This is a genomic window from Nostoc piscinale CENA21 (genome assembly GCF_001298445.1).
Lineage (GTDB): Bacteria > Cyanobacteriota > Cyanobacteriia > Cyanobacteriales > Nostocaceae > Nostoc_B > Nostoc_B piscinale_A.
In genome coordinates this window covers 2,667,584-2,690,360 of record NZ_CP012036.1, presented here as the reverse complement: position 1 = coordinate 2,690,360, position 22,777 = coordinate 2,667,584, and the positions used below count along the sequence as shown (strand labels likewise).

The window sequence follows — 22,777 nt, the reverse complement described above, 5'->3', positions numbered from 1 at the left end:
GAAGCAGTATCTCTGATGGTTAAGAAGATTTGAATAAGAAATTACTTTGATTTTTCAAACTTAATAAAGATACAAAATTATGGTTACGTAGCGAACAAAATTACAATTAATTCTATCTATCAGCAGAAGCGATCGCTAAATCAAAGTAACAGCGATCGCTATCTGAAAAATTATAACTATCCAATACTGGTAATTACTGGATGGAAGTAAAAAGCAAAACCTAAAACGGTATATGCAGCTAACAACAAAGTACCTTCCAACCAATTAGATTTACCATCAGAACTAATACTGTTGGCAATTAATACCGCCACAGTCACGGCTACCAATTCAAAGGGATTAAAATCTAAATCCATTGGTTGACCAAATATCCACCCGGCGATGACTAATACCGGGGCCACAAATAAAGCAATCTGCATACTGGAACCCACAGCTACAGATACAGAAAGATCCATCTTATCTTTCATCGCTACAGTCACAGCCGTGGCGTGTTCTGCAGCATTACCCACAATCGGCACTAAAATTACACCAGTAAACAGTGCTGTTAACCCTAATTGGGATGTGGCGGTTTCTAAGGAATCTACTAACATTTCTGATTCCAGTGCGACTAACAACGTGCAAACCAATAACACCCCAGTCCACAACCAAATATTTGGTTGCTCGTGAGAACCTTCATTGTCTTCCGCCTCAGCCACACCCACATCGTACAAATAGGTATGGGTTTTCATCGAAAACAGCAATGTCAAGGCATAAACCACAATTAACACCACTGCTACAGCCAAGGAAAGATTTTGCAGAGTTTGTTCACTAATTCCTTGAGAAGTATAGTTCATGGCGGTGGGAAGTAACATGGCAATCACCGCCAAATTCATTGAAGAAGCATTCACACGCGCTACAATCGGCTGGAAAGTTTGTTCTTTGTGGCGCAGTCCTCCCAAAAACATCGAAAGACCCATCACAAGTAATAAGTTACTAACAATCGAACCTGTGATACTGGCTTTGACTACACCAACCAGTCCCGCTTTCAAGGCAATTAAAGCAATAATTAATTCTGTTGCATTACCAAAGGTGGCGTTTAATAAACCTCCCAGCGTTGGGCCGACCACCACAGCAATTTCTTCGGTTGCTGTTCCCATCCAAGCGGCTAAAGGCAAAATCGCTAAACCAGCAGCGACAAACACTATTAAGTCTCCCCATTCGAGAAAATGCGCCGCTAGGGACACTGGAATAAACAGTAACAGCACGAAAAAAATAATGTTTTTACCTGACATTTGGTTACTTTAGTAAAAGTTATCCTGGAAAAATTCTGAGTGAAATATGGGGAAGATGAGGCAGTGAAGCAAGTAAAGTGAGTTAACAAAAATTATTCTTCCCTGTTTTGCTTATCTTCCTCATCCCCCGCAGTACTCATAACTCAGCACTCCAATAGGATACTCTCAACCTTTACTTAACCCATTGAGAGAATTTACTAAACTCGTGGCAATTTATCAAAATTGATGAAAACAGATCAATGCACAATGTAAACTAACGTTGTGTTTTGCAGATTTTCTGCAACATTTTGTAGCAATAATATCAATTTTCGGGTAGCATACTACACAGAAAATAGAGTTTAATAGATTCAAAGACAATTCATTTTGACCAATAGTCCCTAAATGTTGCAAATACCCAGATTTATCTGTGGGGTCAATCTAAAATCTAAAATTGTGAAATAGCTGAAAATTTAGCGATACTTGAGAAACAGAGATAAGATAACGCAGATTTCACACTCTAGTCAGACTGCTTTCTCAAGAATTAGACTGTATCCTATAGCCATAGTTTTAGTCTATACCGGATTTTGTGTTCAAGCCTGTGTAGATGAGGTTGGAAAACAAGCCTTTCCTTGTTGCCGCAAGTTTTTTGTTTTGGATAAATATACTACATGACTTCTGCTGCTGAATTGCCAGCCAGCTCTGGCGCTACGTCTATTAATCATCCCACTGCCCAAGATACTCACCAGCATAATCCCCTGAAAACAGCTACTGGTGTGTATGTCACAGTGCATGGTCATTTTTATCAACCACCGCGCGAAAACCCTTATCTAGACGCAATTGAGCGTCAACCAAGTGCTGCACCTTTCCATGATTGGAATGAGCGAATTCACTATGAATGCTATCGTCCTAATGCCTTTGCCAGAATCTTGAATGACCAAGGCGAAGTGATGGGGATCGTGAATAATTACGAGTATCTCAGCTTTAATATTGGCCCTACCTTAATGTCGTGGCTAGAACGCTATGATGTGGAGGTTTATCAACGAATATTAGAAGCAGATGCCAAAAGTGCCGATCGCCTGCAAGGTCATGGCAATGCGATCGCGCAAGTATATAATCACATCATCATGCCTTTGGCTAACGAACGGGATAAATATACGCAGATTCGCTGGGGCAAAGAAGACTTCAAATCCCGCTTTGGTCGTGATCCCGAAGGCATCTGGTTGGCAGAAACAGGTGTAGACTACGCAACTATAGAAGCTTTAATTGCGGAAGGGATTCGTTTCATTATTTTGGCACCATCCCAAGCACAACGTTGTCGCCCTCTACCCACAAAAAATGATCCCCAGCCAGAATGGCACGAAGTTGGTGGTAGTCAGATTGATCCCACCCGTCCCTATCGTTGCTATTTGAAAGGAAGTAAAGAATGGGGAATTGAAAAGGGGGATATCCTCAACTCACCACTTCCAACTCCCGACACTTCTAAATATATAGATATCTTTTTCTACGATGGCCCAATATCCCGCGATATGGGTTTTACCGATGTCACCTATAGTTCCCATCATTTAGCCGGACGTATAGGTTCAGCTGTGCGTGGGGATCATCGTCCCGCCCAATTGATATCTGTGGCTACCGATGGGGAAACCTTTGGACATCATAAAAAGGGTACAGAAAAAACCATCGCCTACGCCTTTACAGCCGAATTCCCCCGTCATGGTTGGACAGTTACCAACTTTGCCCACTACCTCAGCTTAAACCCCCCGACTTGGGAAGTAGAACTCAAGCCTATCACTGCTTGGAGTTGCGCCCACGGTGTTGATAGATGGCAAGATGATTGTGGTTGTGGTGGTGAGGGCGGTGTTTGGCATCAAAAATGGCGGCGGCCTTTACGTAATGCCTTAAATTGGCTACGGGATCAGTTAGTAGAAGTGTATGAAGAATATGGTCAGCAATTCTTCAAAGATCCTTGGTTAGCTAGGGATGAGTATATCAAAGTCATTCGCGATCGCTCACCCGCCAATGTCAGCCGCTTCCTTTCCCGCCATCAAACCCACAAACTCAACGCTGCCGAACAAGTAGATGCTTTGCGCCTCTTGGAAATGCAGCGTCACTCTTTATTAATGTTTACCAGTTGCGGCTGGTTTTTTGAAGAACTATCTCGCCCAGAAGGTACTCAAATTCTGCGTTACGCAGCCCGCGCCTTAGAACTGGCGGGAGATGTTGCAGGTGTGCAGTTAGAAAAAGGCTTCGTCAAACGCTTGGGTTTAGCACCAAGCAATGTAGACTTATTCAAACACGGCGGTGAAATATATCGTCAGTTAGTTCTCACCGCTCAAGTTAGCTTCAAGCAAGTTGCTGCTCACTATGCCATTACTTCGCTGTTTAATAATCATCGACCCGTAGAAACTTGCCATTTACCAGGACAAGATACCTCTGGTAAACTGCATCATCCTTGCCAAAAGCGAGTTTATTGCTACACAACTCATGAGTTAGACTATCAACGGCAACGGATGGGGGCGTTGACTTTAGTTGTCGGACATTTAAAATTAGTTTCCGAAATTACTTGGGAAAGCGAACATTTAGTGTTTGCAGTCCTGCATTTAGGCGGTTGGGATTTTCACTGTTGCATTCAACAGTTTACAGGGCGACGTGATTACAGCCAGTTAAAAGAAAAATTGTTTACCGCACTCCAGCAAGCCAGTGCAGCCCAGACTATTTTGGTGATGACACAGGTATTTGGCAATGAAACCTTTAGCTTACAGAATTTATTTGCCGAAGAACGCCACCGGATTATGCGGTTAATTAATCAAGAAACATTAACTCGACTCGACCAACTGTATACCCAAACATACCGCGAAAACTACGGTGTACTCATGGCCTTTCATCGGGATGAACTCGAAGTACCCCAAGAATTGCAAGTTGCTGCCGAGATTGCTTTAGGATATCGCTGTATGACAACATTGCGATCGCTAGAGCAAGACATCACAGAACCGCAATCTTGTGGTAATCACATTGTAGAATTAGAAGCGATCGCCACAGAAGCCAAACATCTGCGTTGTCGCTTAAATATTCCCGAAGGTAAGCAAATATTAGAGCAATTGATTTTGCGATCGCTCTGGCAATTATTACATGACACTAACGGTAGTTTTGCCACCGATATCCAACTATTAGAAAGATTAATTGATGTGGGATATCAACTCAATTTGGGTATTTCTCTCTATCGTTCTCAAGAACTATACTTCAGTTGTCTGCACAGTCAAATAGCACCAGCTTGTCTTACCAGCCTGATGAATAAACAAGATACTAGTCAATGTCGGCAGTTATTAAAATTAGGTCAAAAGTTAGCTGTTGATGTAAGGGCAATTTTAAGTCAGTTAGATTAGTATATTCCTCAAACTCAGATCCCCTACTTCTTGAAGAAGTCGGGGATCTTGCTATTCACGAATGATTGAGAATTGCTATAAAACTAAATTAATCAGCCAAATAATCTGGTCTGACTATATATAGGAATGATCGCTCCTATTAGCCTAAATTAAGGGAGCGATCGCTGCACAAACAAAAGTGGAACATTAGTAATTATGTATTGAGTAGCAATCTCATCTAACATACTTAAGATAGATTTACTATACGTCGTTAGACTGATATAGTAACTTGTCTGATTTATTTAACATCCCCAACTGTACCCTTGTGGTCACAGTCCATCCAAAATTGATTGACTGATGACTATTGAGCAATCAAACTATTAATTATCTTTTATGACTCGCATTATCGGTTTAATTAGTGGTACATCTGTAGATGGCATTGACGCTGCTTTAGTAGATATTTCTGGTACAGATTTAGACCTGAAAGTGGAGTTATTAGCAGGACAAACATATCCTTATCCTGCTGAACTCCGAGACAGTATTTTAGCTGTTTGTGCAGGTAAAGCCATTTCAATGGCAGAATTAGCAGCATTAGATGATGCGATCGCCTTTAGTTTTGCTCAAGCCGCTCAAAACATTCAAACAGCTCATCAGCCAGCAATTTTAATCGGTTCCCACGGGCAAACAGTTTATCATAGACCACCACAAAGCCAGGGAATCGGCAAACCCCAGTCCCTAGGTTATACGCTGCAACTGGGACGAGGCGAATTGATTGCTAGTCTCACAGGAATTACCACCGTCAGTAATTTCCGTGTCGCCGATATTGCGATTGGTGGTCATGGCGCACCCCTAGTACCCAGAGTTGATGCCTTTTTACTCAGCCATCCAGAAGAAGCACGCTGCATTCAAAATTTAGGCGGTATTGGTAATGTTGCTTACATCCCACCCCGCCGCGATAACTGGTTAGAAAAAATGCGCGGTTGGGATACAGGCCCAGGCAATAGCTTGTTAGATTTAGCAGTAGAGCATTTAACTAATGGTGCTAAAAAATATGACGAAGATGGTAAATGGGCAGCTACAGGTAGTCCTTGCCAATCTTTAGTAGAACAGTGGTTACAGCAAGACTACTTTCATCTACCACCGCCCAAATCTACAGGACGTGAGTTATTTGGTGTAGATTACTTAAATCAATGTTTAAAAGATGCTGGGCCATACCAACTCAGTCCAGCGGACTTTCTCGCCACCCTTACCGAACTGACAGCAGCTTCTGTTGTTCATAGTTATCAAACATTTTTGCCACAAATGCCACAACGGGTATTTTTATGTGGTGGTGGTAGTCGAAACCTGTATTTAAAAGAACGTTTGCAGTCATTATTAAAGACAATCCCTGTTTTAACTACCGATGAAGTCGGTTTGAGTGGAGACTTTAAAGAAGCGATAGCTTTTGCAGTTTTAGCCTACTGGCGACAGCTAGATATACCCGGAAACCTGCCATCCGCCACAGGCGCACCCCATGAAGTCCTGCTGGGAGAAATTCATCCAGCCGAAAAATAAGTTTTGCGGACTTAGCACCTGACATTTTTAGGTTTCAAATATATCTTTAAGTCGTAAGGGTACTTGATTAAGACAAGGAACTGAGAAGGTGGGTCATACTTTTTTTAATGGAACCAGGACGCTGGTCATTACAAGGCAATTGGCTAGAACACAATGGAATGCCAATCAGCGTTAAGGGTATGACCCTGGTTGCTTGGAATCGAGATAACTGGTTTACAATGGCAACCAAGCTGATTTTTCCTGGTAGCGATCGCTCAGAAATTTCCTTAGTATACAAAGGGCGGTTGCATGAAGGTGAACGCCAGTATACTTTTTTACTTCAACATAATTTGTTCGGGCAGATCGAAGGCGAAGGTTGGATTGGTCTGGATACAATTGTGCAACGCTATTGGGTACTGAGTGATCGTCAACGTCGTAGCGGCTTTGAAACAGTGTATCGTCTGTCAGATGATGCTTACTATTTAAGTTGTGGTGTCATGTCCGGCCATTCCCTCACGAGTACAATGGAAGCCAGTTTAGAACGGCAACCTCTGAAATAGTGCTGAGATGAAAGTACTGAGTGCTAAGTTGTAGAGATACTAATAACAGCACTGACATAAAACCTTTCAAACTCTCATTTCTCTGTGACGCGCCAGTGAGGGAGTCGGGGAATCCGCCCAACGCACTGGCTTCTCTGCGTCTCTGTAGTTTGAATTTCCGTATTTTATGTATTAATTCTGACATCAAAATTACATAATTTCTCCTCAGCACTCAGCACTTTTTCATATTTCAGCGATTGTAAATCAATAGAAACTATAGATAATTATTTAGTCAGATTTGGGCAGACTAGAAATACATCAACATTAGCGTGCGGAATGTGAGCAAACTTCAGGATGAATCTACCATTCCGTAGATTTGAATTGGCATCTTCCATCAGTTGAAAAAACTACTAGCTGACAAACCGCAGGCCAAAAGTAGAAGTTCTCGCTCCAGAGAACTAAAAACTGCTTCTGAACTTTATTGATCAGTCTAGAAACTCTTTCTATATTAATCAAAAATCCCAGTTTGAAAATACTTGTTTTCCTACACACTTAACATCAATCTGCTTTTGGAGTCGAATATTTTATGTCAGACCCCAACATTGGACGCTTACTCGGCAAACGCTACCAGCTTCAGGAATTAATTGGTACTGGAGCAATGGGTCGAGTTTATCGTGCTAAAGATATTTTGTTGGGAGGTGTACCAGTTGCAGTCAAGTTTCTCGCCCTCTCGATTCAAAATGAAAAGATGCGGTTACAAGAACGCTTTGAGCGAGAAGCAAAAACCTGTGCTTTGCTAGGACAAAAAAGCATTCATATTGTGCGAGTCATGGACTATGGCGTAGATGAAAATAATACGCCCTTTTACGTGATGGAATATCTTCAAGGACATAGCCTCAGTCAAATTATTCGTCAGCATCATTTAGCTTTACCCAGATTCTTGAGTATGGTGCGTCAAATCGGACTGGGGTTACAGTGCGCTCATGACGGGATTCCCGTTGATGGTGCTATTTACCCAATTATTCACCGCGATATTAAACCCAGTAATATACTCGTAATTCAAGACTCCAGCTTTGGGGAGTTAATCAAAATTCTTGATTTTGGCATTGCTAAGTTACTCCAAGCCAATAGCAATGACCAAACAAAATTTTATTTGGGAACTCTGGCTTATTCTTCCCCCGAACAGATGGAGGGTAAAGAATTAGATAATCGGTCGGATATTTACAGTTTAGGTGTGATGATGTTTGAGATGCTAACTGGCAAAATGCCGTTAGTAGCAGCAACTCATTCCTTTGGTGCATGGTACAAAACCCATCATTTGCTAGAACCACGTTCTTTTGCTGAAGTTAATCCTGGGTTGGAAATACCCAAACAAGTAGAAAATTTAGTCATGAGTTGTTTGGCTAAATCACCAAGCGATCGCCCCCAAAAGGTCAGCGAAATTTTGCAGGTGTTAGAATCCATCGAACAGAATTATCGCTCGCCCATCATTCAACCAGATAAACCCGCACCGAAAGCTGTAGCGACTCGTAGCTTAACAATTCCTGTAGAAGTTCAGCCTAAGACAAAAGCTGATGTACAGGTATTATCTTCCCATGATGAAATCCTCCGTTCTACTGCTTGGCCAGAAAACAAGCCAATTGCTGATATTGTCTTCCCCAAAACAATTCGTGTGAATAACGAAGTTTTACCAACTCTTTGGGTGATGCTACCACAGCAGGAAATTATCAAAAGGTTTGCCTGTAATCGTTATAATCAATTTCTCTTTCTGCCTGCACCACATCCGATGACACTGTGGATTACTGTTATTTACAATCGTCAACATGGTGTAAAGTGGCTGCCTTACTATCTTGATCTCAAAACTAGTTTTGGCCAAGAAATAACTAGATTACTCGCAAAAACTGGTTATTATCGATTGTTATTCTTTGCCAGAGAAGCACCAAGTCGCTGTTCTCACATCTTACTTTGTAGTATCGCTACGGCTCAACGCAAAAATCTTGAACAATGGGCTGAAGAAAGTCAAATATCAGCTTCATCTGTTGATCCGCAACTTAGTAAAAATGTACTAAAAAATGAATACGAAAGAATTAAACCCCAAATTTTATCTAAATTAGAAGCAACGGCTACAGACATTCCCTTTGATCTTTCCTGTTAGTAATGTTGTAGATTGCAAAATGTAAACTTTTGTGACGAAAAAACTATATTTGGTTGTAAGCCTTACGTTATAGCAAATATAATGATTAGCGATGGCGAGTGGTCAACTAAATTTAATTGGATCTACGCAAATCGTGCTATGTATCCAATACAGCACCTAAATTAGTTTGCTTAAATAGCCTTGAGTTAATCACCTGGGCTACCTAAAGTTGCTAATTTATCCCCTTACAATACAGTTTACTCTTAACAAATATGTGCAGCCTTTTATTTGGCTGGTCATAGTTTTGGGTTAAAACAATCAATTTACAATCGCTGATTTAAAGTTGACGCCCCAGCATCCCCAGCTCCTTTCCTTCTTGGAACCGAGCAAGAGAAGGAGGTCGCCCACTGCGACACAAAAATAAGTCTATGCCAGAGTGGAACCTGAATCTAAGCCCCACTGGTGCTTAAGTAACTCTTGGTAGGTAGCCTCGCGCACAACCATTTGCTCATAGAGCTTGACCAAAAAATCTTTTGCTTGGTCATGGCTCATGTGCTGTACCTGAGTAGCAAATGAACGAATGCTGAATTGTTGTTCCAAAGATAATTCAATTGGCTGGTTCATAGTTAGTAAACTCCGAAAAACAACGCGTAAAGGTGAGATTTAGGGACAGAAATCCTACAAAGGATAGTTTTGGGACTAGCAGTAGTTCTACATTTGTTCCTACGTATTAAGAAAGATAACAATTGTTTGACTATTTGCCCACACCCCTTGGGATTAATTTTTTTGTGCCCTTAACCGTCTTTGCCTAAACCTACTGGTATACAACTCAAGTATATCGAGGCAAATTCCGGGAAATTTCACAAATAGTGAATCTAAATACCTGATTTTGAGCCTTGCCGAGTTAAGCTTCTCTGGGAGGGAGAAACTAATGAGCGCAAAGGCAAATACAAGGTATTAAACCTGAATTATATTCGCCATACCGTATTAGGTGCAAGATGTCAATTCAACAAATTATATAAACTCTACCTCCAACTGCTAAATTTTGGAAGTTAAGAGTATTTTTATCAAGTTGTAAAAAATAAAAATGCTCAGGCTGAACAAATTGCTGAGTATATCTACTAAAAATAACGTTTGGCAAAAATTTGAGTCAGTTCATTTCAGGATTTACGCACAAACATTGTCTGTCAAGATTGAGTGAAAGGGTATAGGGGTAAGGGTTCGGATACAACATCCCTACACCCTTGATTTTTCATATCACTGTGTAAGTTCTACATTCTGGGCTTGTGGAGGTGGGCTGTATGGTCAGGCAGTGCATAGGAATGAAGAAACTGCCATTAACCACAGTAAACTTTACCAGCAGGGCTACTGGCGGGCGGAAAACATGAAAAACTTTTAGTCAAAAGTAATTTTGACCATTGACAATTGATGATTTTTGTGTTCAGTCTTGTATTTCTACGATCACGACTGTGATGTTATCATGTCCCCCTTGTTCTTTGGCAGCTTCTATGAGGGAGATAGAGGCTTTTTCCAGTATTGGGGTTTTGTGCAGATAATCAGCAATCTGTTGGTCTGCCAGCTCTTCGGTAAGACCATCACTACATAATAGCAAGCGATCGCTCCTTTTCACGTCCAGTGGTTGCACATCAAATTGATTCAGGTCTTCTCGACCCAAACACCGGGACAGCACATGGCGAAAAGGGTGCATTCTGGCTTCTTCCGGCGTGATGTCACCAATTTTAATCGCTCTGGCTACCCAAGTATGGTCTTCAGTGATTTGCTCTAGTTGTGAATCACGCAGGCGATACAATCGAGAGTCGCCAACGTGAGCGCACAAAGGAATGTGTGATTGACGGAAAAGTACTACAACTACAGTAGTACCCATATCAGCGCGTTCTGGATGATTTTGCTGATCTTGTAAGATGGCTTCATTGGCTTGCCATAAAGCTTTTTCGAGGATTTCGTCATCTGATTCAGCCCCATCCCAATTGGCTACTAAATAGGCTTGAATTTCCCTTGTAGCAATATGACTTGCTTCTTCACCGCCTGCATGACCACCCATCCCATCAGCGACGATAAAAAATCGCCCTTCAGGATCGATATAATAAGCATCTTGGTTACTAGAACGAATAAGTCCCGGATCACTAAAACCCGTGAATTTTAATTTCATAATTTTTTAAGGCAATATTTAATACATACGTTCATAACGGTCGAGGCGAAGAAGCAAACGGATCAGAATTACTGAGACGGCTGCTGCAATCAAGCCAGCTACTACCGCTAACCATACATAATGATTCACCAATAAAATGGTAGCTGACAGAGTAAATCCACTGATTATCAAAGCGTAGCTAATTCCGAGTTGAATACTTCCCTGTCGCCGTAATAGGCGTTCTGATTCGATAGAACGCACCCGCACCCGCATATCGCCCCGCTCTAATTTTTCCAGGGTATCTTCTAGTCTGCGGGGTAGACCAAATGCGGTTGTACTTACCTGTACTGCTTGACGACTTAGTTCATTTAAAAAGCTATTGCTGTCAGCGCCATTCATGTTTGTCATAAGCTGCATTGCATAAGGTTGGGCAACTTCCATAAAGTTAAATTCTGGATCTAAGCCCTTACCTACCCCCTCTAGAGTGGAAAAAGCTCGCATCACAAAAGTAAACGTTGCAGGAAATCTAAATGGCTGATTATAAGCTATTTCGTATAGATCATCACTAATTGCTGCAACTGATTGTGTTTCAAACGGCTTATCCATAAAATTGTCCAGCATATACTGGACAGAACGCCGGACTGGCCCCATATCATCGACTGGTGCGATCGCTCCTAAGTTAACTAGTGATTCTACTACGCGATCGCCATCTTTTTGGGCAATGCCAAACAGGGTTTCCATCAGTCCTTCTCGGACATTGGACTTAATGCGCCCCATCATTCCAAAGTCGTAGAAGATTAAACCACCATCTGCACCGACAGCAATGTTACCTGGATGGGGGTCAGCATGGAAAAAGCCATTATTCAGCAGTTGATGTAAATAAGCTTGAGCGCCTTGACGCGCAATTAATTTCCGGTCTAAACCCGCCGCTTCTAAAGCTTCATATTGACTAATTTTAATGCCAGGTAAATATTCTAAGGTCAAAACTCGCGGTGAAGCGTAACGCCAATAAACTCTAGGCACTTTCACCCAATCATAACCACGAAAGTTGCGACGAAATGTATCAGCGTTACGGCCTTCCCCAAGATAATCAATTTCTTCCCAAAGAATGCGGCAACATTCTTCATAAATCCCCATCCAATCTCGTCCCTTCCCCCATTTAGGATGGTTTTGGAAGTAACGAGCAATTCCTTTAAGAATCTGTAAATCGATTTCAAATAACTTTTTTAATCCAGGACGCTGTACTTTAACGACAACAGCTTCCCCACTGTGCAGCACAGCTTTGTGTACTTGTCCTAAACTCGCAGCCGCTAGTGGAATCGGTTCAAAACTTTGAAAAAGTTCCGGAATTTTCTTCCCTAATTCTTGCTCAATAATCGTTTCTACTTGCTCATAGCTAAATGCCGGGACTTTATCTTGCAGTTTTGACAACTCTTCAACATATTCACTCGGAAAAATATCAGCACGAGTTGAAAACAATTGCCCAACTTTAATAAAAGTCGGCCCTAAATCTAGTAATGTATTTCTCACCCAAATTGCTTGGGCTTTGCGCCTTGCTGCTTGTTTGGCTTCTGTTACACCACCTGGATAACTCCAAGATTTGTTATAACGCCAAACTTTGAACATAAAGGTCAACACAAAAGACCAAATGTCCACAAAACGGCGTTTACTAGAGTAGTTTTCACGATTCCAACGGTATGCTTTGTCTGAATAACTTTGTTCCATATCTTTTGCGTACCGTTGGTTTGTCACTGAATCAACTGGAAGATAAGACACTCTGATTCCTAAACTGTGTTTGATTAAAGAGTCATTTGTCATTCGTCATTGGTCATTTGTCAGTCGTCATTTTGACTCTTGACTATTAACTCTTGACCATTAACTAAACAGAACTGCTGCGATATCGCTGTAGTTCATTACGCAATAGGGCAATTTCGGCGCGTAGTTCGTCAATGTTGGCTTGCAAATCAACTGGGTCTTCTCCTACTGTTGTGGTTTGACCAACATTAGCCGCCTCTGCCGCCCGATTTGCTCTGACTGTGACTTCTTCTGTAAACTGACGCAGTTGCTCTCTGGCTTCGGCATCAAATTTACCTAGTTCACTGAGCGCATCAGTCAAGGCAACCTCTAGGCGCTCGTTAATCACTTCTGCTACTGCTCTGCCTACAAAAAAGGCTTGTAAAAGGGGGTTACTCATAAATTTTTGTTACGCTCGTCCGCAAGAGAATTATAACTTGCTCGTATGCTTTACCGCTTCTATCTGAGAGTTTGGAGTTAATTTTACAGGTTTAAAGTTACACCCTTTACAATTTTTTATTATAGTCATATAACTATATATTTATTAGTCACTCATAAAACATCAAATTAAGAAAATCTAAAAAAATCAGTTTAATTTAATTTTGATGGTGTTTTTTTTTGGATTGGTGAATTTTTTATTTTCACAGCTAAATATATATTTACATTTCTTAGTTTAGTTAGGATTTTAAATATTTTTTCTGCTTAAATGAAAAATAAAATGCTGAATTTTTGTTTAAGTTTTAAAAATTACAGCATTTAAAAGATTATAGTAGCAGATATCAAATAATAGTATTTTATCAAGATTGGCATATTTCTTTTACAAAATTATGTCCATCAAGTTTTGCTGTTTACCCAAAAATACACTTGGTAAGTTGACTTTAATTTTTGTTGCTATTAGTTTTACTCTTAGCAGCTGTACACCAGAAAGAAGAGCTATGCTCAGAGTTACGGCAGAAAATTTTCGTAATCAAGCTTTTGATGCGATTAATTTATATAGAGAGATTAATCAACTACAACTTAGAGATTCCACCAGGGATGATCCAGAGAAAATGATTGAGGAATTATTAAATAATCCTATTCTGGAAGATGATAGTAATGGTGGTAGTATCAATTTTCAAGAGTTAGATTTAATTATTTTAGGAGAAAAAAAGCAGCCAACAGAGCTTGATGCAACTTTAAACAATTTACAGGCAGAATATGATCAAGTTGTCGAGATATTTAGCAATCTGGAAGCAATTGATTATGGTAGTAGCAAGATAGTAGCACAAACGGCTCGACCAGCAAGGTGTTTAACTGTGAAAATGCTCCGTTTAGCGAAACTTTTGCAAGAAAATCCGCCAAAGCCCAAAAATCCTGAACGAGCAGATATTGGAGCCGAGTTAATTAAGCTGCGTCAAGCATATAGACAAGCGGATATATCAGACGCAGAGAAGGAAGCAATTGAAAAGCAAGTTGGTGTGTTAGTTAATCAGTGGCGCAGTTTGGATATTGAAGAAAAGGAACTGATAGAAACAGCGATCGCTAAATTTATAGTAGCAGCAGATAAAGGACAAAGACTATCCAAACTTATTGATGAATATCCCCATCTTAGCTTTGATGTGGTGGCAGCGAGAATTACCCAAATCTTAAATTTAACTACAGATATTACTGATAATAATTACAGTTCACTCAGAGCCAGAATCAATATTGTTGAGCAAGAAATAAAATCGGATAAAACTCTGAGTAGTTTCTTCATAGATGTTGTCAACGGACAATCTCAGCCTGATAAATCTCAACTTAAATGCCAAATTTAACAAGGTAAACACTATGAATAATCAGCCTGTGAATAACATTATAGCTGTAGTTGGCAACAAAGCAATAGAGAGTTTAGCTACAATTATTCAACAGTTACAAACAGAACCTAAAGATAGCATTGACTTATCAAAATTACAGTCTACAGAAGATGAATTAGAAGATATTTTACTCATGCTGCAATTTGAATTAAAGCAAGCTAAAGATAAAAGTAATTGGGATTTGGTGAATACCTTAAGACCAGCAATTCAAGAGTGTAAATATACTATTGATAGTGTGAGAGCCGCCATTATAAATAAAATTGTGATTGAAGTCAATTCTGATAATTTTGCCGAAATGCAGAAAATTTTAGCGAATATAGATGAAGCCAGTAAAACTCAAACGCAGATTAATGTGGCAATTGGTTTATTTGGCTTTGTGCGTAGGCTATTATCTGGAAGGATTTTGCTTTAGCAATTTATCTTACCCCCACTGATAACTGGTACAGGACTTAAACTAATACCCCGGACAAAAATATCTACACAAGTATCAATATATTCATCACTGGTATAACTCTTGTATTTGAGTTTAGCATTATGACAGAGCATACCTGCTAGTAGCATTCCGGTAAACATATCAACTGCGGGTGTGGGGTCAAGTTCCGGTCTGACTGTACCATTTTGCTGGCAAGATTTGAGATAAGCAATGAGTTTTTCGCTTAAAGGTTGAACAGCTTCTTGAATAACTTGTTTAGCTGCTTCGGGATGACGTTTAGCTTCCCCAATGAAAGTACGAATTAAATCTTCTTGCGCTTCTAACATTGAGTTATAAAGTTTGGCATAGTGTCTCAAATCAATACTGAGATTTTGTGTCCAGGTTTCGGGGTGAGCTAAAGCTTCTAACTGGAGTGCTAAAGCATTTTCAATAACTGCTTTGAGGAGTTGTTCTTTGCTGGCAAAGTGACGAAATAAAGTGACTTCATTTACGCCAGCAACGCGAGCTATTTCGCGGGTAGTTGCGCCTTGCACGCCTAAACTGGCAAATACCTGTGAGGCTGCTGCAATTAAACGTGTACGAGTGAGGGTGGATGAACGAATGTTTTTAGTCATTTTGCTTGCAAGTACTTACTTGCATTATATTTAAGGTTGAAAAAGGTTTTATTAAGCAACTTACTACAATATTTAGCAAACATTTGCAAAGTTATAACAGACTGATACTACTGAGATTAATAAAGTTTTACGAAATGCCTATCTACGTGTGTAACGATGCTTAACACCGATGGGGAAATATTCGCGATCGCCTGTTGCGGTTAAAGTTACCTGTGGTGTTTGATATTCTGGGGGGACGTAATTAGCAAACTCACCGTTCAGGCGTAAGAGTTGCACCAAAATTGACTCAGTAATAACTTGGCGTTTTTCTTCACTTTCTTCAACATCGGGTGCGAGTTCTACAACTACAGATAAAAATCGGTTCTTGTCTGCATCTTCTTGGACTTGCAAGACAAATTTACCTGTTACCCACCCTTGTACAGCTGGTTGTTCTAAACCGACAGATACATTTTCGGGATAGATATTGGCACCAAAATAAGACACTGTAAAGTTAGAGCGTCCAAAAACGTAGACGAAAGGTAGGGGATGTATTCCTCTTGATAAGTGCTGAGTGCTGAGTGCTGAGTGCTGAGTTTTGAGTGCTGAGTGTTGTACACTGAGCGCAGCCGAAGTGTGAGTGCTGAGTGCTTCTAGTGGGTTGAAGTTCCACTCTGCTAAAAACTCAAGCATTGCATCGTAGGTAATAACTCCGCCAGTGTCGAGGATGTCGTAACGTACTAGAGGAACGCCATTATCGCCAGAAAATAATAATGAGTTGTTCTGCACCTCGAAAAAGCGACTGCTGGGGTCATATTGTACTAATGTGGGTAGACGAGATTCGCCAAATAATGCTCTAGCAGCGTCGGGGTTTTTCGCTAAGAAACGGCGAATGCAAATACTCAACGGCGTTTCATTTCCCAATACTCCAGCATCCGCAGTTCCGTAAAGTGAGGCGAAATCATAACAAGGGTTTTGGGAACCTAGTCTGTCAGCAACTAAACTGCGCCATTCTTCGCTGAATACTTCTCCCGCCATCACTAGTTTGATGTGATATTGTGACCACTGCACACCACGACTTAAACCAGTATCAATAACATCCTTGAGGAATGGTGGATAACCCAAAAGAACAACTTGTTCAAAGTTTCCCCCTAGTTCTTGAACGACGCGCAAGATATCTTCTTTATTGTTACCGGGAGTAATAACGGTTATGGGATAACCTTTACTCGCCAAATAACGACAACAACTGGTAGTGAACATTCCTCCTACCCAAGTTCCCAGGGTGAAACAAATTACAGCTAGGGTGCGTCTAGTGTCTGCAAAAAAACTATCATGAAAAATCTGCTCAAAACGGACAGCAATTTGCAGTTCATCGGTGAAGAAGCGCGGCCAAAATGTCGGTTTACCTGTAGAACCAGAGGAAGCGGCTATCATATCGCACTCTGCTAATTGACCATTGCGACACAAGTCTGACAGAGGATAACGTTGTATATAATTTTCTTTAGCGATCGCAGGTAATTGCTGAAAATCTTCTAAAGTTTGAATAGTCGCTGGATTAATGCCTTTTTCGGCTAAAAACGCCTGGTATGCTGGTACATTCGCCGCCACATCCCGAAAAAATGTTAAGACTGTTTGTGAACCAGCAGTGTTGTGATGTCTCTGTAGTAGGGTTTCTATAGGAGTCGAGATAAAGTCCGTAAATGCCTTTGTAGCTCGCTGTTGTTGGAAATTAGCGTTCATAAATCTATATCCAGTCGTTGAATATCAAGCTAGATTTGATTTTAAACGCACAGTAAAGCGGAGTGTTCAGTTGGCTCAATAATATGTCTTACAGCCAGTTTAGTTTGCCCAGAGTTATTCAAGATTTCAACCTGACTTTGGTCGAAGGTGGTTCATTTTTACCACTGATGGAAACTGATGTGACTGCTCCCCCGTATTTGTTGGAGTTTTTGCAGCGTCACCTCCAGTTAGCGATCGCGCTGAATACGGAAAAGGCTCGGTCTGAATTAATTATCTGTCCATTGTTGTTAGCAGTCAAAGAAGCTTTACAAAATCAGATTAGTTTATTTTCTGGCGAAGATTTTAATGTTGATGCAGAAGCTGGTTTAACAGGTGTATGTGATTTTATTCTCAGCTTGTCGCCAGAGCAATTGTTTGTCAAAGCTCCTGTAGCCGTGGTGGTGGAAGCCAAAAAAGAAGACTTAAAAGGCGGTTTAGGACAATGTGTTGCAGAGATGGTAGCAGCATGGAAGTTTAATCAAGCAGCAAACAATACCATTAATACGATTTATGGAACTGTTACTACTGGCACAGTTTGGCGTTTTCTGCGGTTGCAAGACAGTACAATTACTATTGATTTGACTGAATATCCCCTACCACCAATAGAGCCTATTTTAAGAAGATTGGTGTATATGGTGAGTTGTCCGTAAACAGAACTATCCCAGTTGTAGTAATTTATAAAAACCCTACCTTATCCTTCAGCACCATGCAGGTTTATTGCAGTAAACAACACGCAAATTTTGAAAGTAATCGGTTTTGTACCTCTTGTGGTGAGCCGTTACCTCTTGCGGTTGGGCAGATTGTTAATCAACGCTATCAAATTATACGTCAGCTAGGGCAGGGCGGTTTTGGACGTACTTATTTGGCAGAGGATAAACAAAAAGCGAATCAAACGTGTGTGCTGAAGGAATTTGCACCCCAAGTCCAAGCACAGCAAGATTTACAAAAAGCCAAGGAGTTATTTGAAAGAGAAGCCAATGTTCTCAAGCAACTCCAGCACCCGCAAATTCCCCGGTTTCATACTTCTTTACAGGTGCAGATCGGCAGTAAAGATTTTTTCTTTTTGGTGCAAGATTATATCCAGGGTGAAAATTATTGCCAGTTATTAGAACAGCGTCAAGCCCAAGGACAAACTTTTACTGAAGAAGAAGTCATTCTCCTACTGCAACAAATCTTACCTGTGTTGTCCTACATCCACTCTAAAGATGTTGTTCACCGGGATATTTCACCCGATAATTTAATTTGGCGACGTTCTGACCATTTACCTGTATTGATTGATTTTGGTGGGGTGAAGCAGTTACCCGCTTCTCAAGGTTTTTGGTTTACTAAGTTAGCCGTGAATCATACTTTATTAGGTAAAAAAGGCTACGCCCCAGAAGAACAAATTCGCCAAGGCAAAGTATTTTTAAGCAGTGATTTATATTCTTTAGCGGTGACAATACTCGTATTATTAACAGGGAAGGAACCGCAAAAATTATACGACAGCTATCAAGGTTTGTGGTATTGGGGTAAGGAAATTAAAGTTAGCCCCAAATTAGAATCTGTATTGAAAAAAAATGCTGGCTTATAAACCAAGCGATCGCTATCAAACAGCCGAACAAGTCCTCAAAGATTTACCATCGCCAGCTGTCACCCAACCCAGCAATCCTTATCTTACCAAGCTGAAAACTCAAATCGTCGCCCCCGGACAAAAAACGCGCTAACGCCATTGTCAGTAAAATTCATCAAAGAACTCAAGCTGTCAGCCGCAAATTACCTTTACCTGTATGGTTACGTCCCTTTGCTGTAAGTATGGCGGGGACAGCCATAGTCGGGTTAACAGTAGCGGGAACTTGGGCGGCGGTAAATGCAGTAGTACGAGGCATTACATCTATCAGCATACCTTCAATTTCCTTGCCCACCATACCATCATTACCAAATCCCCTGGCGCAACCAGTCAGCAACAAAGGAAACGGGGATGTGATGGCGCGTCGTCAAGAATTAGAAATTTCCGAAGTCTTCTTTATTCGTATGGTAGACTCGTTGTTTTATGGTCAAAAGCCGGAAATGCAAGGGCGTACCATCACCTCAAAATCAGAAGATAAGGCTTTGCGGGATGAATGGTTGAGGATTGCTGATGACTTGTTGGATAAACTAGAACAGGCTGAACTCAGCCCCGCCGCCCGCCGGAAATTAGGTAGTTACAGTCAACAAGATTACGAAAGATGGAGACAGCAAGCTAGAAGTGGAAAATTAGGTGACTATACAATCAATCAATTAAATAGAGAAACCAATCAAAAATTTGAAGAGTTATTTCCGGGAAAGCAACGGGAGAAACAGCAGCAACAAACTTACGGTCAAATTTGGTATGCGATCGCGGCTGATAAAGTTAGTAAAATACAATCGAACAATTAGTTAAGGTGTCAGGGTGATGAGTGTGAGAGGAAGCAGGGGTTTAAGGGTACAGGGGTGTAAGGGTGTAGGGAAAGAATATATGACTCCGCATTCACCACTATTGACTATTGACCAATGACTAAATTTTATTGCTCTAAAGGTCATGTAAATCCCGCAGGTAGTCGGTTTTGTCTCCAGTGTGGTGAAAATTTGCAAGATATACCTGTAAGTTATGGTATCCAACCTGGGTTAACTTTAAGCGATCGCTATGTCATTGTTCGCCAAATCGGACAAGGCGGTTTTGGACGCACTTATTTAGCGGAAGATATCAACCGCTTCCGTGAACTTTGTGTTTTAAAAGAATTTTCTCCCCAAGTGCAAACAGCTTATGTGCTGCAAAAAGCCGAAGAACTGTTTCAGCGCGAAGCTAGTGTTCTCTACAAATTGCAACACCCCCAAATTCCCCGCTTTCGGGAACTGTTTCGCACTAATCTGCAAGGTAAGGAATACCTGTTTTTAGTCCAAGATTATGTAGAAGGACAAACTTACAACTCTTTATTAAATACCCGCAAACAGCAAGGGTTACGGTTTACAGAAGTAGAAGTCAGACAACTATTACAGCAAATTTTACCAGTTTTAGATTACATTCATTCTCTGGGTGTAATTCATCGAGATATTTCCCCAGATAATTTAATTTTACGCACCGCCGACCAACTACCAATCTTAATTGATTTTGGTGGTGTAAAACAAGTAGTCGCCACCGTAGCTTCTCAATATTACCAACCAGATGCAGCAGGTCAAACTCCACCACCGACTTTATTAGGAAAAATCGGTTTTGCACCATCCGAACAAATGCAAACTGGTGCAGTATCTCCCCACAGTGACTTATATGCTTTAGCAGTCACAATATTAGTATTATTAACAGGTAAACAACCGCAAGAATTATTAGATAACTACACCCTAACTTGGAAATGGCATCAAGAAGTTAGTCTGAGTCCGATGTTAGGTCAGGTGTTAGACAAAATGTTAGCACCCCGACCAAGCGATCGCTATCAATCTGCTAGTCAAGTTCTGCAAGCCCTGAACCCGACACCAATTAACTACGCCGTCACTCAACCACCAACACCACCAGCACCCGAAACCTCTGCAACTGTCGCTGTCTCCCCTTCTCCTCATATCAACTCCATACCACCCCGTCCGATTTCACCATCTCCTGCACCTATTCCCCAACCGCAAAGCCGTTGGACACCGACGAAAACTTTTGTGGCCACATTAGCTGTAGTGGGTGTGATTGGGGTAGTTTGGTTAGGCACGAATCGCCATCGTGGTGACGGTGGAAAAGTTGAACCCACACCCACCCCGACTGTGACTCAACCTGTGGATGCTTCGGAAAATTATTCCCCCGAAGAAAAGCAACGCAAAGAAAAATTAAGCGATCGCCGTCAAGCCTTGGGAATTGATCAAAGCTTTTATGTAGACTTGGTAAATCAAATCTTTTGGCGGAGAAATCCAAGTTTGCAAGGACGCACCCTCAGCAATAAACCAGAAGATGAAAGTCTGCGGGCGAAGTGGGATAGCACAGCTGACGAATTGTTAGGTAAACTAGGCTTTATCAGTGACCAATCCCGACGGAAACTAGGGAATTATACCGCAGCCGATCGCGATCGCTGGAAAGCAGCCGTAAATAACATTAACGTTGGTAGCCGCGCCTTATATGATTTAGGTGATGCAGCTTTTTACCGTATCTTTCCCGAACAGCGTGGCCGAGATTTTATGAAGGAACCCATCGGGCAAGTTTGGCATGGGTTTGTGAACGATCAACTAAATGCTATCGTCAATGGCAATGCTTTTGCCAAGATTGTCTTTGATACAGGCGCAACGAGTGAAACAGTCAGTGGAACTCTCAAACCAGGGAGTGGTAAAGTCTTCATTGCTGGACTAGCCAAAGGGCAAACCTTAGATTTAAACCTCAAAGCAAATTCCAAAGTTTTGTTATCAATTTATTCCCCTTCCGGCAAACTCAAACTCTTAGAAGACTCGACAAAACGCACTTTAACTACAGAGCTACCAGAAAAAGGATACTACGAGTTTGTAATTGTTTCTACAGCTACAACCCCAGTAGATTATCAACTCACCATCGCTGCGGAAAGCCCCATCCCTGTAGAAACACCCACACCCACACCCACAGACACACCAACAGAAACGCCTACACCGATAGAAACCCCTACAGAAACACCTACGCCTGTGGGAACAGAGCAGTAAATATTTACGCCGCTCTACTTAATCAGTCCACGATGGAATTTTCATTAATTACTTTTACCAAAGATATGGTAAAAGCTTGTATCGAACTCTTTCGATATAAACATCGTAACCTTTTAATTCCTGGCGTAAGAATTTTTCTTCAACTTGAATGCGTACAATTAACAGTACTATAGGTAATATCGAGTACAAAACTGCTGTGTATGATTCTAACCACAAAGGCATCCCAATCATCAATAAAATTGCACCTGCATACATAGGATGTCTCACCAAGCTATAAACTCCGGTGTCTATTACTATTTGTTGACGATCTGTCTGATGCTTGACTACTGGCGCAGCAAAAGTATTTTCCTTGAAAGAAAGAGAAATAATCCACCAACCCACAATAAAAACCAACAGTCCTAAGCTTGAAATTAGTTTACCCGGTTTGCTCAATAAGTGAAATTGGAACAAGTCTAGGGGAATAATAGCAATTAGACAGAAGAATGTAATGACGAAAAGGCTAGTAAGAATTTTGTCAGCAATAGGTTGACCTTCCTGGATAAATGGCTTGAGGCGTTCATTCCATAATTCTTCATTCTCTCGGAACACAGTGATCATCACTGCAATCACGCTAACAGAAACAACACCAAGAAATATCCACGCACGCCACCAAAAAAGTGTTCCTGCTGGAATAAATAATAGTCCCCCAAAAATCAAAAGATTCCAGAAAAGAGCAAGCAGAACCTTAAAAATGAACATACTCTTTTCCCTCGT

General features: G+C 41.1%; 16 protein-coding genes and 1 pseudogene. 9 read left to right on the top strand and 8 right to left on the bottom strand.

Features of this window, described 5'->3' with window-relative positions:
• Positions 1–176 precede the first annotated feature (176 nt).
• Positions 177–1,268 carry a calcium/proton exchanger gene (gene cax, locus ACX27_RS11765; RefSeq protein WP_062292377.1) on the bottom strand — a complete coding sequence of 364 codons (1,092 nt, stop codon included), beginning with the start codon at positions 1,266–1,268 and terminating at the stop codon, positions 177–179.
• Between the two features lie 647 nt (positions 1,269–1,915).
• On the opposite strand from cax, the gene ACX27_RS11760 reads away from it, so the two are divergent.
• The 4 genes from ACX27_RS11760 (at position 1,916) to ACX27_RS11745 (ending at position 8,833) form a co-directional block, all read left to right on the top strand.
• Positions 1,916–4,627, top strand: coding sequence for a DUF3536 domain-containing protein (locus ACX27_RS11760; RefSeq protein ID WP_062292374.1), 2,712 nt, complete (start codon positions 1,916–1,918; stop codon positions 4,625–4,627).
• 372 nt (positions 4,628–4,999) lie between these two features.
• Positions 5,000–6,160 carry an anhydro-N-acetylmuramic acid kinase gene (locus ACX27_RS11755; RefSeq protein ID WP_062292372.1) on the top strand — a complete coding sequence of 387 codons (1,161 nt, stop codon included), beginning with the start codon at positions 5,000–5,002 and terminating at the stop codon, positions 6,158–6,160.
• A 107-nt stretch (positions 6,161–6,267) separates the two neighbouring features.
• Positions 6,268–6,699, top strand: coding sequence for a hypothetical protein (locus ACX27_RS11750; protein WP_062292369.1), 432 nt, complete (start codon positions 6,268–6,270; stop codon positions 6,697–6,699).
• A 565-nt stretch (positions 6,700–7,264) separates the two neighbouring features.
• A complete protein-coding gene (locus ACX27_RS11745) occupies positions 7,265–8,833 on the top strand; it encodes a serine/threonine-protein kinase (protein WP_062292366.1) in 1,569 nt (522 codons plus the stop codon).
• Between the two features lie 405 nt (positions 8,834–9,238).
• Here ACX27_RS11745 and ACX27_RS11740 read toward each other — a convergent pair whose 3' ends face one another.
• The 4 genes from ACX27_RS11740 to ACX27_RS11725 all read right to left on the bottom strand — a co-directional run bounded on the left by ACX27_RS11740 (position 9,239) and on the right by ACX27_RS11725 (position 13,155).
• Positions 9,239–9,436, bottom strand: coding sequence for an NblA/ycf18 family protein (locus tag ACX27_RS11740; RefSeq protein ID WP_015113604.1), 198 nt, complete (start codon positions 9,434–9,436; stop codon positions 9,239–9,241).
• A gap of 817 nt (positions 9,437–10,253) precedes the next feature.
• Positions 10,254–10,982: a Stp1/IreP family PP2C-type Ser/Thr phosphatase gene (locus ACX27_RS11735; protein ID WP_062292362.1), complete on the bottom strand. Its 729-nt coding sequence runs from the start codon at positions 10,980–10,982 to the stop codon at positions 10,254–10,256.
• Positions 10,983–11,000: 18 nt separating this feature from the next.
• Positions 11,001–12,686 (bottom strand): ABC1 kinase family protein, encoded by a 1,686-nt coding sequence (locus ACX27_RS11730; RefSeq protein WP_062298295.1) that lies wholly within the window; start codon positions 12,684–12,686, stop codon positions 11,001–11,003.
• Positions 12,687–12,840: 154 nt separating this feature from the next.
• Positions 12,841–13,155 carry a DUF6825 family protein gene (locus ACX27_RS11725; protein WP_062292359.1) on the bottom strand — a complete coding sequence of 105 codons (315 nt, stop codon included), beginning with the start codon at positions 13,153–13,155 and terminating at the stop codon, positions 12,841–12,843.
• A 427-nt stretch (positions 13,156–13,582) separates the two neighbouring features.
• Here ACX27_RS11725 and ACX27_RS11720 point away from each other — a divergent pair, with 427 nt between their 5' ends.
• The gene (locus tag ACX27_RS11720) at positions 13,583–14,548 is read left to right on the top strand and encodes a hypothetical protein (RefSeq protein ID WP_062292357.1); all 966 of its coding nucleotides are present in this window, start codon (positions 13,583–13,585) and stop codon (positions 14,546–14,548) included.
• A 13-nt stretch (positions 14,549–14,561) separates the two neighbouring features.
• A complete protein-coding gene (locus ACX27_RS11715) occupies positions 14,562–14,999 on the top strand; it encodes a hypothetical protein (RefSeq protein ID WP_062292355.1) in 438 nt (145 codons plus the stop codon).
• Here ACX27_RS11715 and ACX27_RS11710 read toward each other — a convergent pair.
• Positions 14,996–15,634: a TetR/AcrR family transcriptional regulator gene (locus ACX27_RS11710; RefSeq protein WP_062292352.1), complete on the bottom strand. Its 639-nt coding sequence runs from the start codon at positions 15,632–15,634 to the stop codon at positions 14,996–14,998. The genes ACX27_RS11715 and ACX27_RS11710 overlap by 4 nt on opposite strands.
• Before the next feature lie 138 nt (positions 15,635–15,772).
• Complete coding sequence (locus ACX27_RS11705; RefSeq protein ID WP_062292349.1) at positions 15,773–17,350, bottom strand: phenylacetate--CoA ligase family protein; 1,578 nt, start codon at positions 17,348–17,350, stop codon at positions 15,773–15,775.
• Between the two features lie 83 nt (positions 17,351–17,433).
• On the opposite strand from ACX27_RS11705, the gene ACX27_RS11700 reads away from it, so the two are divergent.
• From ACX27_RS11700 to ACX27_RS11690, 3 genes and pseudogenes are all read left to right on the top strand, one after another.
• Entirely contained in the window at positions 17,434–18,039 is a 606-nt protein-coding gene (locus ACX27_RS11700) for a hypothetical protein (RefSeq protein WP_062292347.1), read from the top strand.
• Positions 18,040–18,095: 56 nt separating this feature from the next.
• Positions 18,096–19,783: pseudogene (locus ACX27_RS11695) on the top strand (protein kinase domain-containing protein).
• A gap of 114 nt (positions 19,784–19,897) precedes the next feature.
• On the top strand, positions 19,898–22,024 hold the full coding sequence (locus ACX27_RS11690; protein WP_062292343.1) for a serine/threonine-protein kinase: 2,127 nt from the start codon (positions 19,898–19,900) through the stop codon (positions 22,022–22,024).
• A gap of 54 nt (positions 22,025–22,078) precedes the next feature.
• Here ACX27_RS11690 and ACX27_RS11685 read toward each other — a convergent pair whose 3' ends face one another.
• Positions 22,079–22,762 carry a methyltransferase family protein gene (locus ACX27_RS11685; RefSeq protein WP_062292341.1) on the bottom strand — a complete coding sequence of 228 codons (684 nt, stop codon included), beginning with the start codon at positions 22,760–22,762 and terminating at the stop codon, positions 22,079–22,081.
• Positions 22,763–22,777: the final 15 nt, after the last annotated feature.

What these genes read in the sequence shown, in the direction of transcription:
- ACX27_RS11745 (WP_062292366.1), top strand. Translation starts at nt 7,265, where the DNA reads ATGTCAGACCCCAACATTGGACGCTTACTCGGCAAACGCTACCAGCTT.
- ACX27_RS11750 (WP_062292369.1), top strand. Translation starts at nt 6,268, where the DNA reads ATGGAACCAGGACGCTGGTCATTACAAGGCAATTGGCTAGAACACAAT.
- ACX27_RS11760 (WP_062292374.1), top strand. Translation starts at nt 1,916, where the DNA reads ATGACTTCTGCTGCTGAATTGCCAGCCAGCTCTGGCGCTACGTCTATT.
- ACX27_RS11720 (WP_062292357.1), top strand. Translation starts at nt 13,583, where the DNA reads ATGTCCATCAAGTTTTGCTGTTTACCCAAAAATACACTTGGTAAGTTG.
- ACX27_RS11740 (WP_015113604.1), bottom strand. Translation starts at nt 9,436, where the DNA reads ATGAACCAGCCAATTGAATTATCTTTGGAACAACAATTCAGCATTCGT.
- ACX27_RS11705 (WP_062292349.1), bottom strand. Translation starts at nt 17,350, where the DNA reads ATGAACGCTAATTTCCAACAACAGCGAGCTACAAAGGCATTTACGGAC.
- ACX27_RS11715 (WP_062292355.1), top strand. Translation starts at nt 14,562, where the DNA reads ATGAATAATCAGCCTGTGAATAACATTATAGCTGTAGTTGGCAACAAA.
- cax (WP_062292377.1), bottom strand. Translation starts at nt 1,268, where the DNA reads ATGTCAGGTAAAAACATTATTTTTTTCGTGCTGTTACTGTTTATTCCA.
- ACX27_RS11690 (WP_062292343.1), top strand. Translation starts at nt 19,898, where the DNA reads ATGACTAAATTTTATTGCTCTAAAGGTCATGTAAATCCCGCAGGTAGT.
- ACX27_RS11735 (WP_062292362.1), bottom strand. Translation starts at nt 10,982, where the DNA reads ATGAAATTAAAATTCACGGGTTTTAGTGATCCGGGACTTATTCGTTCT.
- ACX27_RS11700 (WP_062292347.1), top strand. Translation starts at nt 17,434, where the DNA reads ATGTCTTACAGCCAGTTTAGTTTGCCCAGAGTTATTCAAGATTTCAAC.
- ACX27_RS11730 (WP_062298295.1), bottom strand. Translation starts at nt 12,686, where the DNA reads ATGGAACAAAGTTATTCAGACAAAGCATACCGTTGGAATCGTGAAAAC.
- ACX27_RS11755 (WP_062292372.1), top strand. Translation starts at nt 5,000, where the DNA reads ATGACTCGCATTATCGGTTTAATTAGTGGTACATCTGTAGATGGCATT.
- ACX27_RS11710 (WP_062292352.1), bottom strand. Translation starts at nt 15,634, where the DNA reads ATGACTAAAAACATTCGTTCATCCACCCTCACTCGTACACGTTTAATT.
- ACX27_RS11725 (WP_062292359.1), bottom strand. Translation starts at nt 13,155, where the DNA reads ATGAGTAACCCCCTTTTACAAGCCTTTTTTGTAGGCAGAGCAGTAGCA.
- ACX27_RS11685 (WP_062292341.1), bottom strand. Translation starts at nt 22,762, where the DNA reads ATGTTCATTTTTAAGGTTCTGCTTGCTCTTTTCTGGAATCTTTTGATT.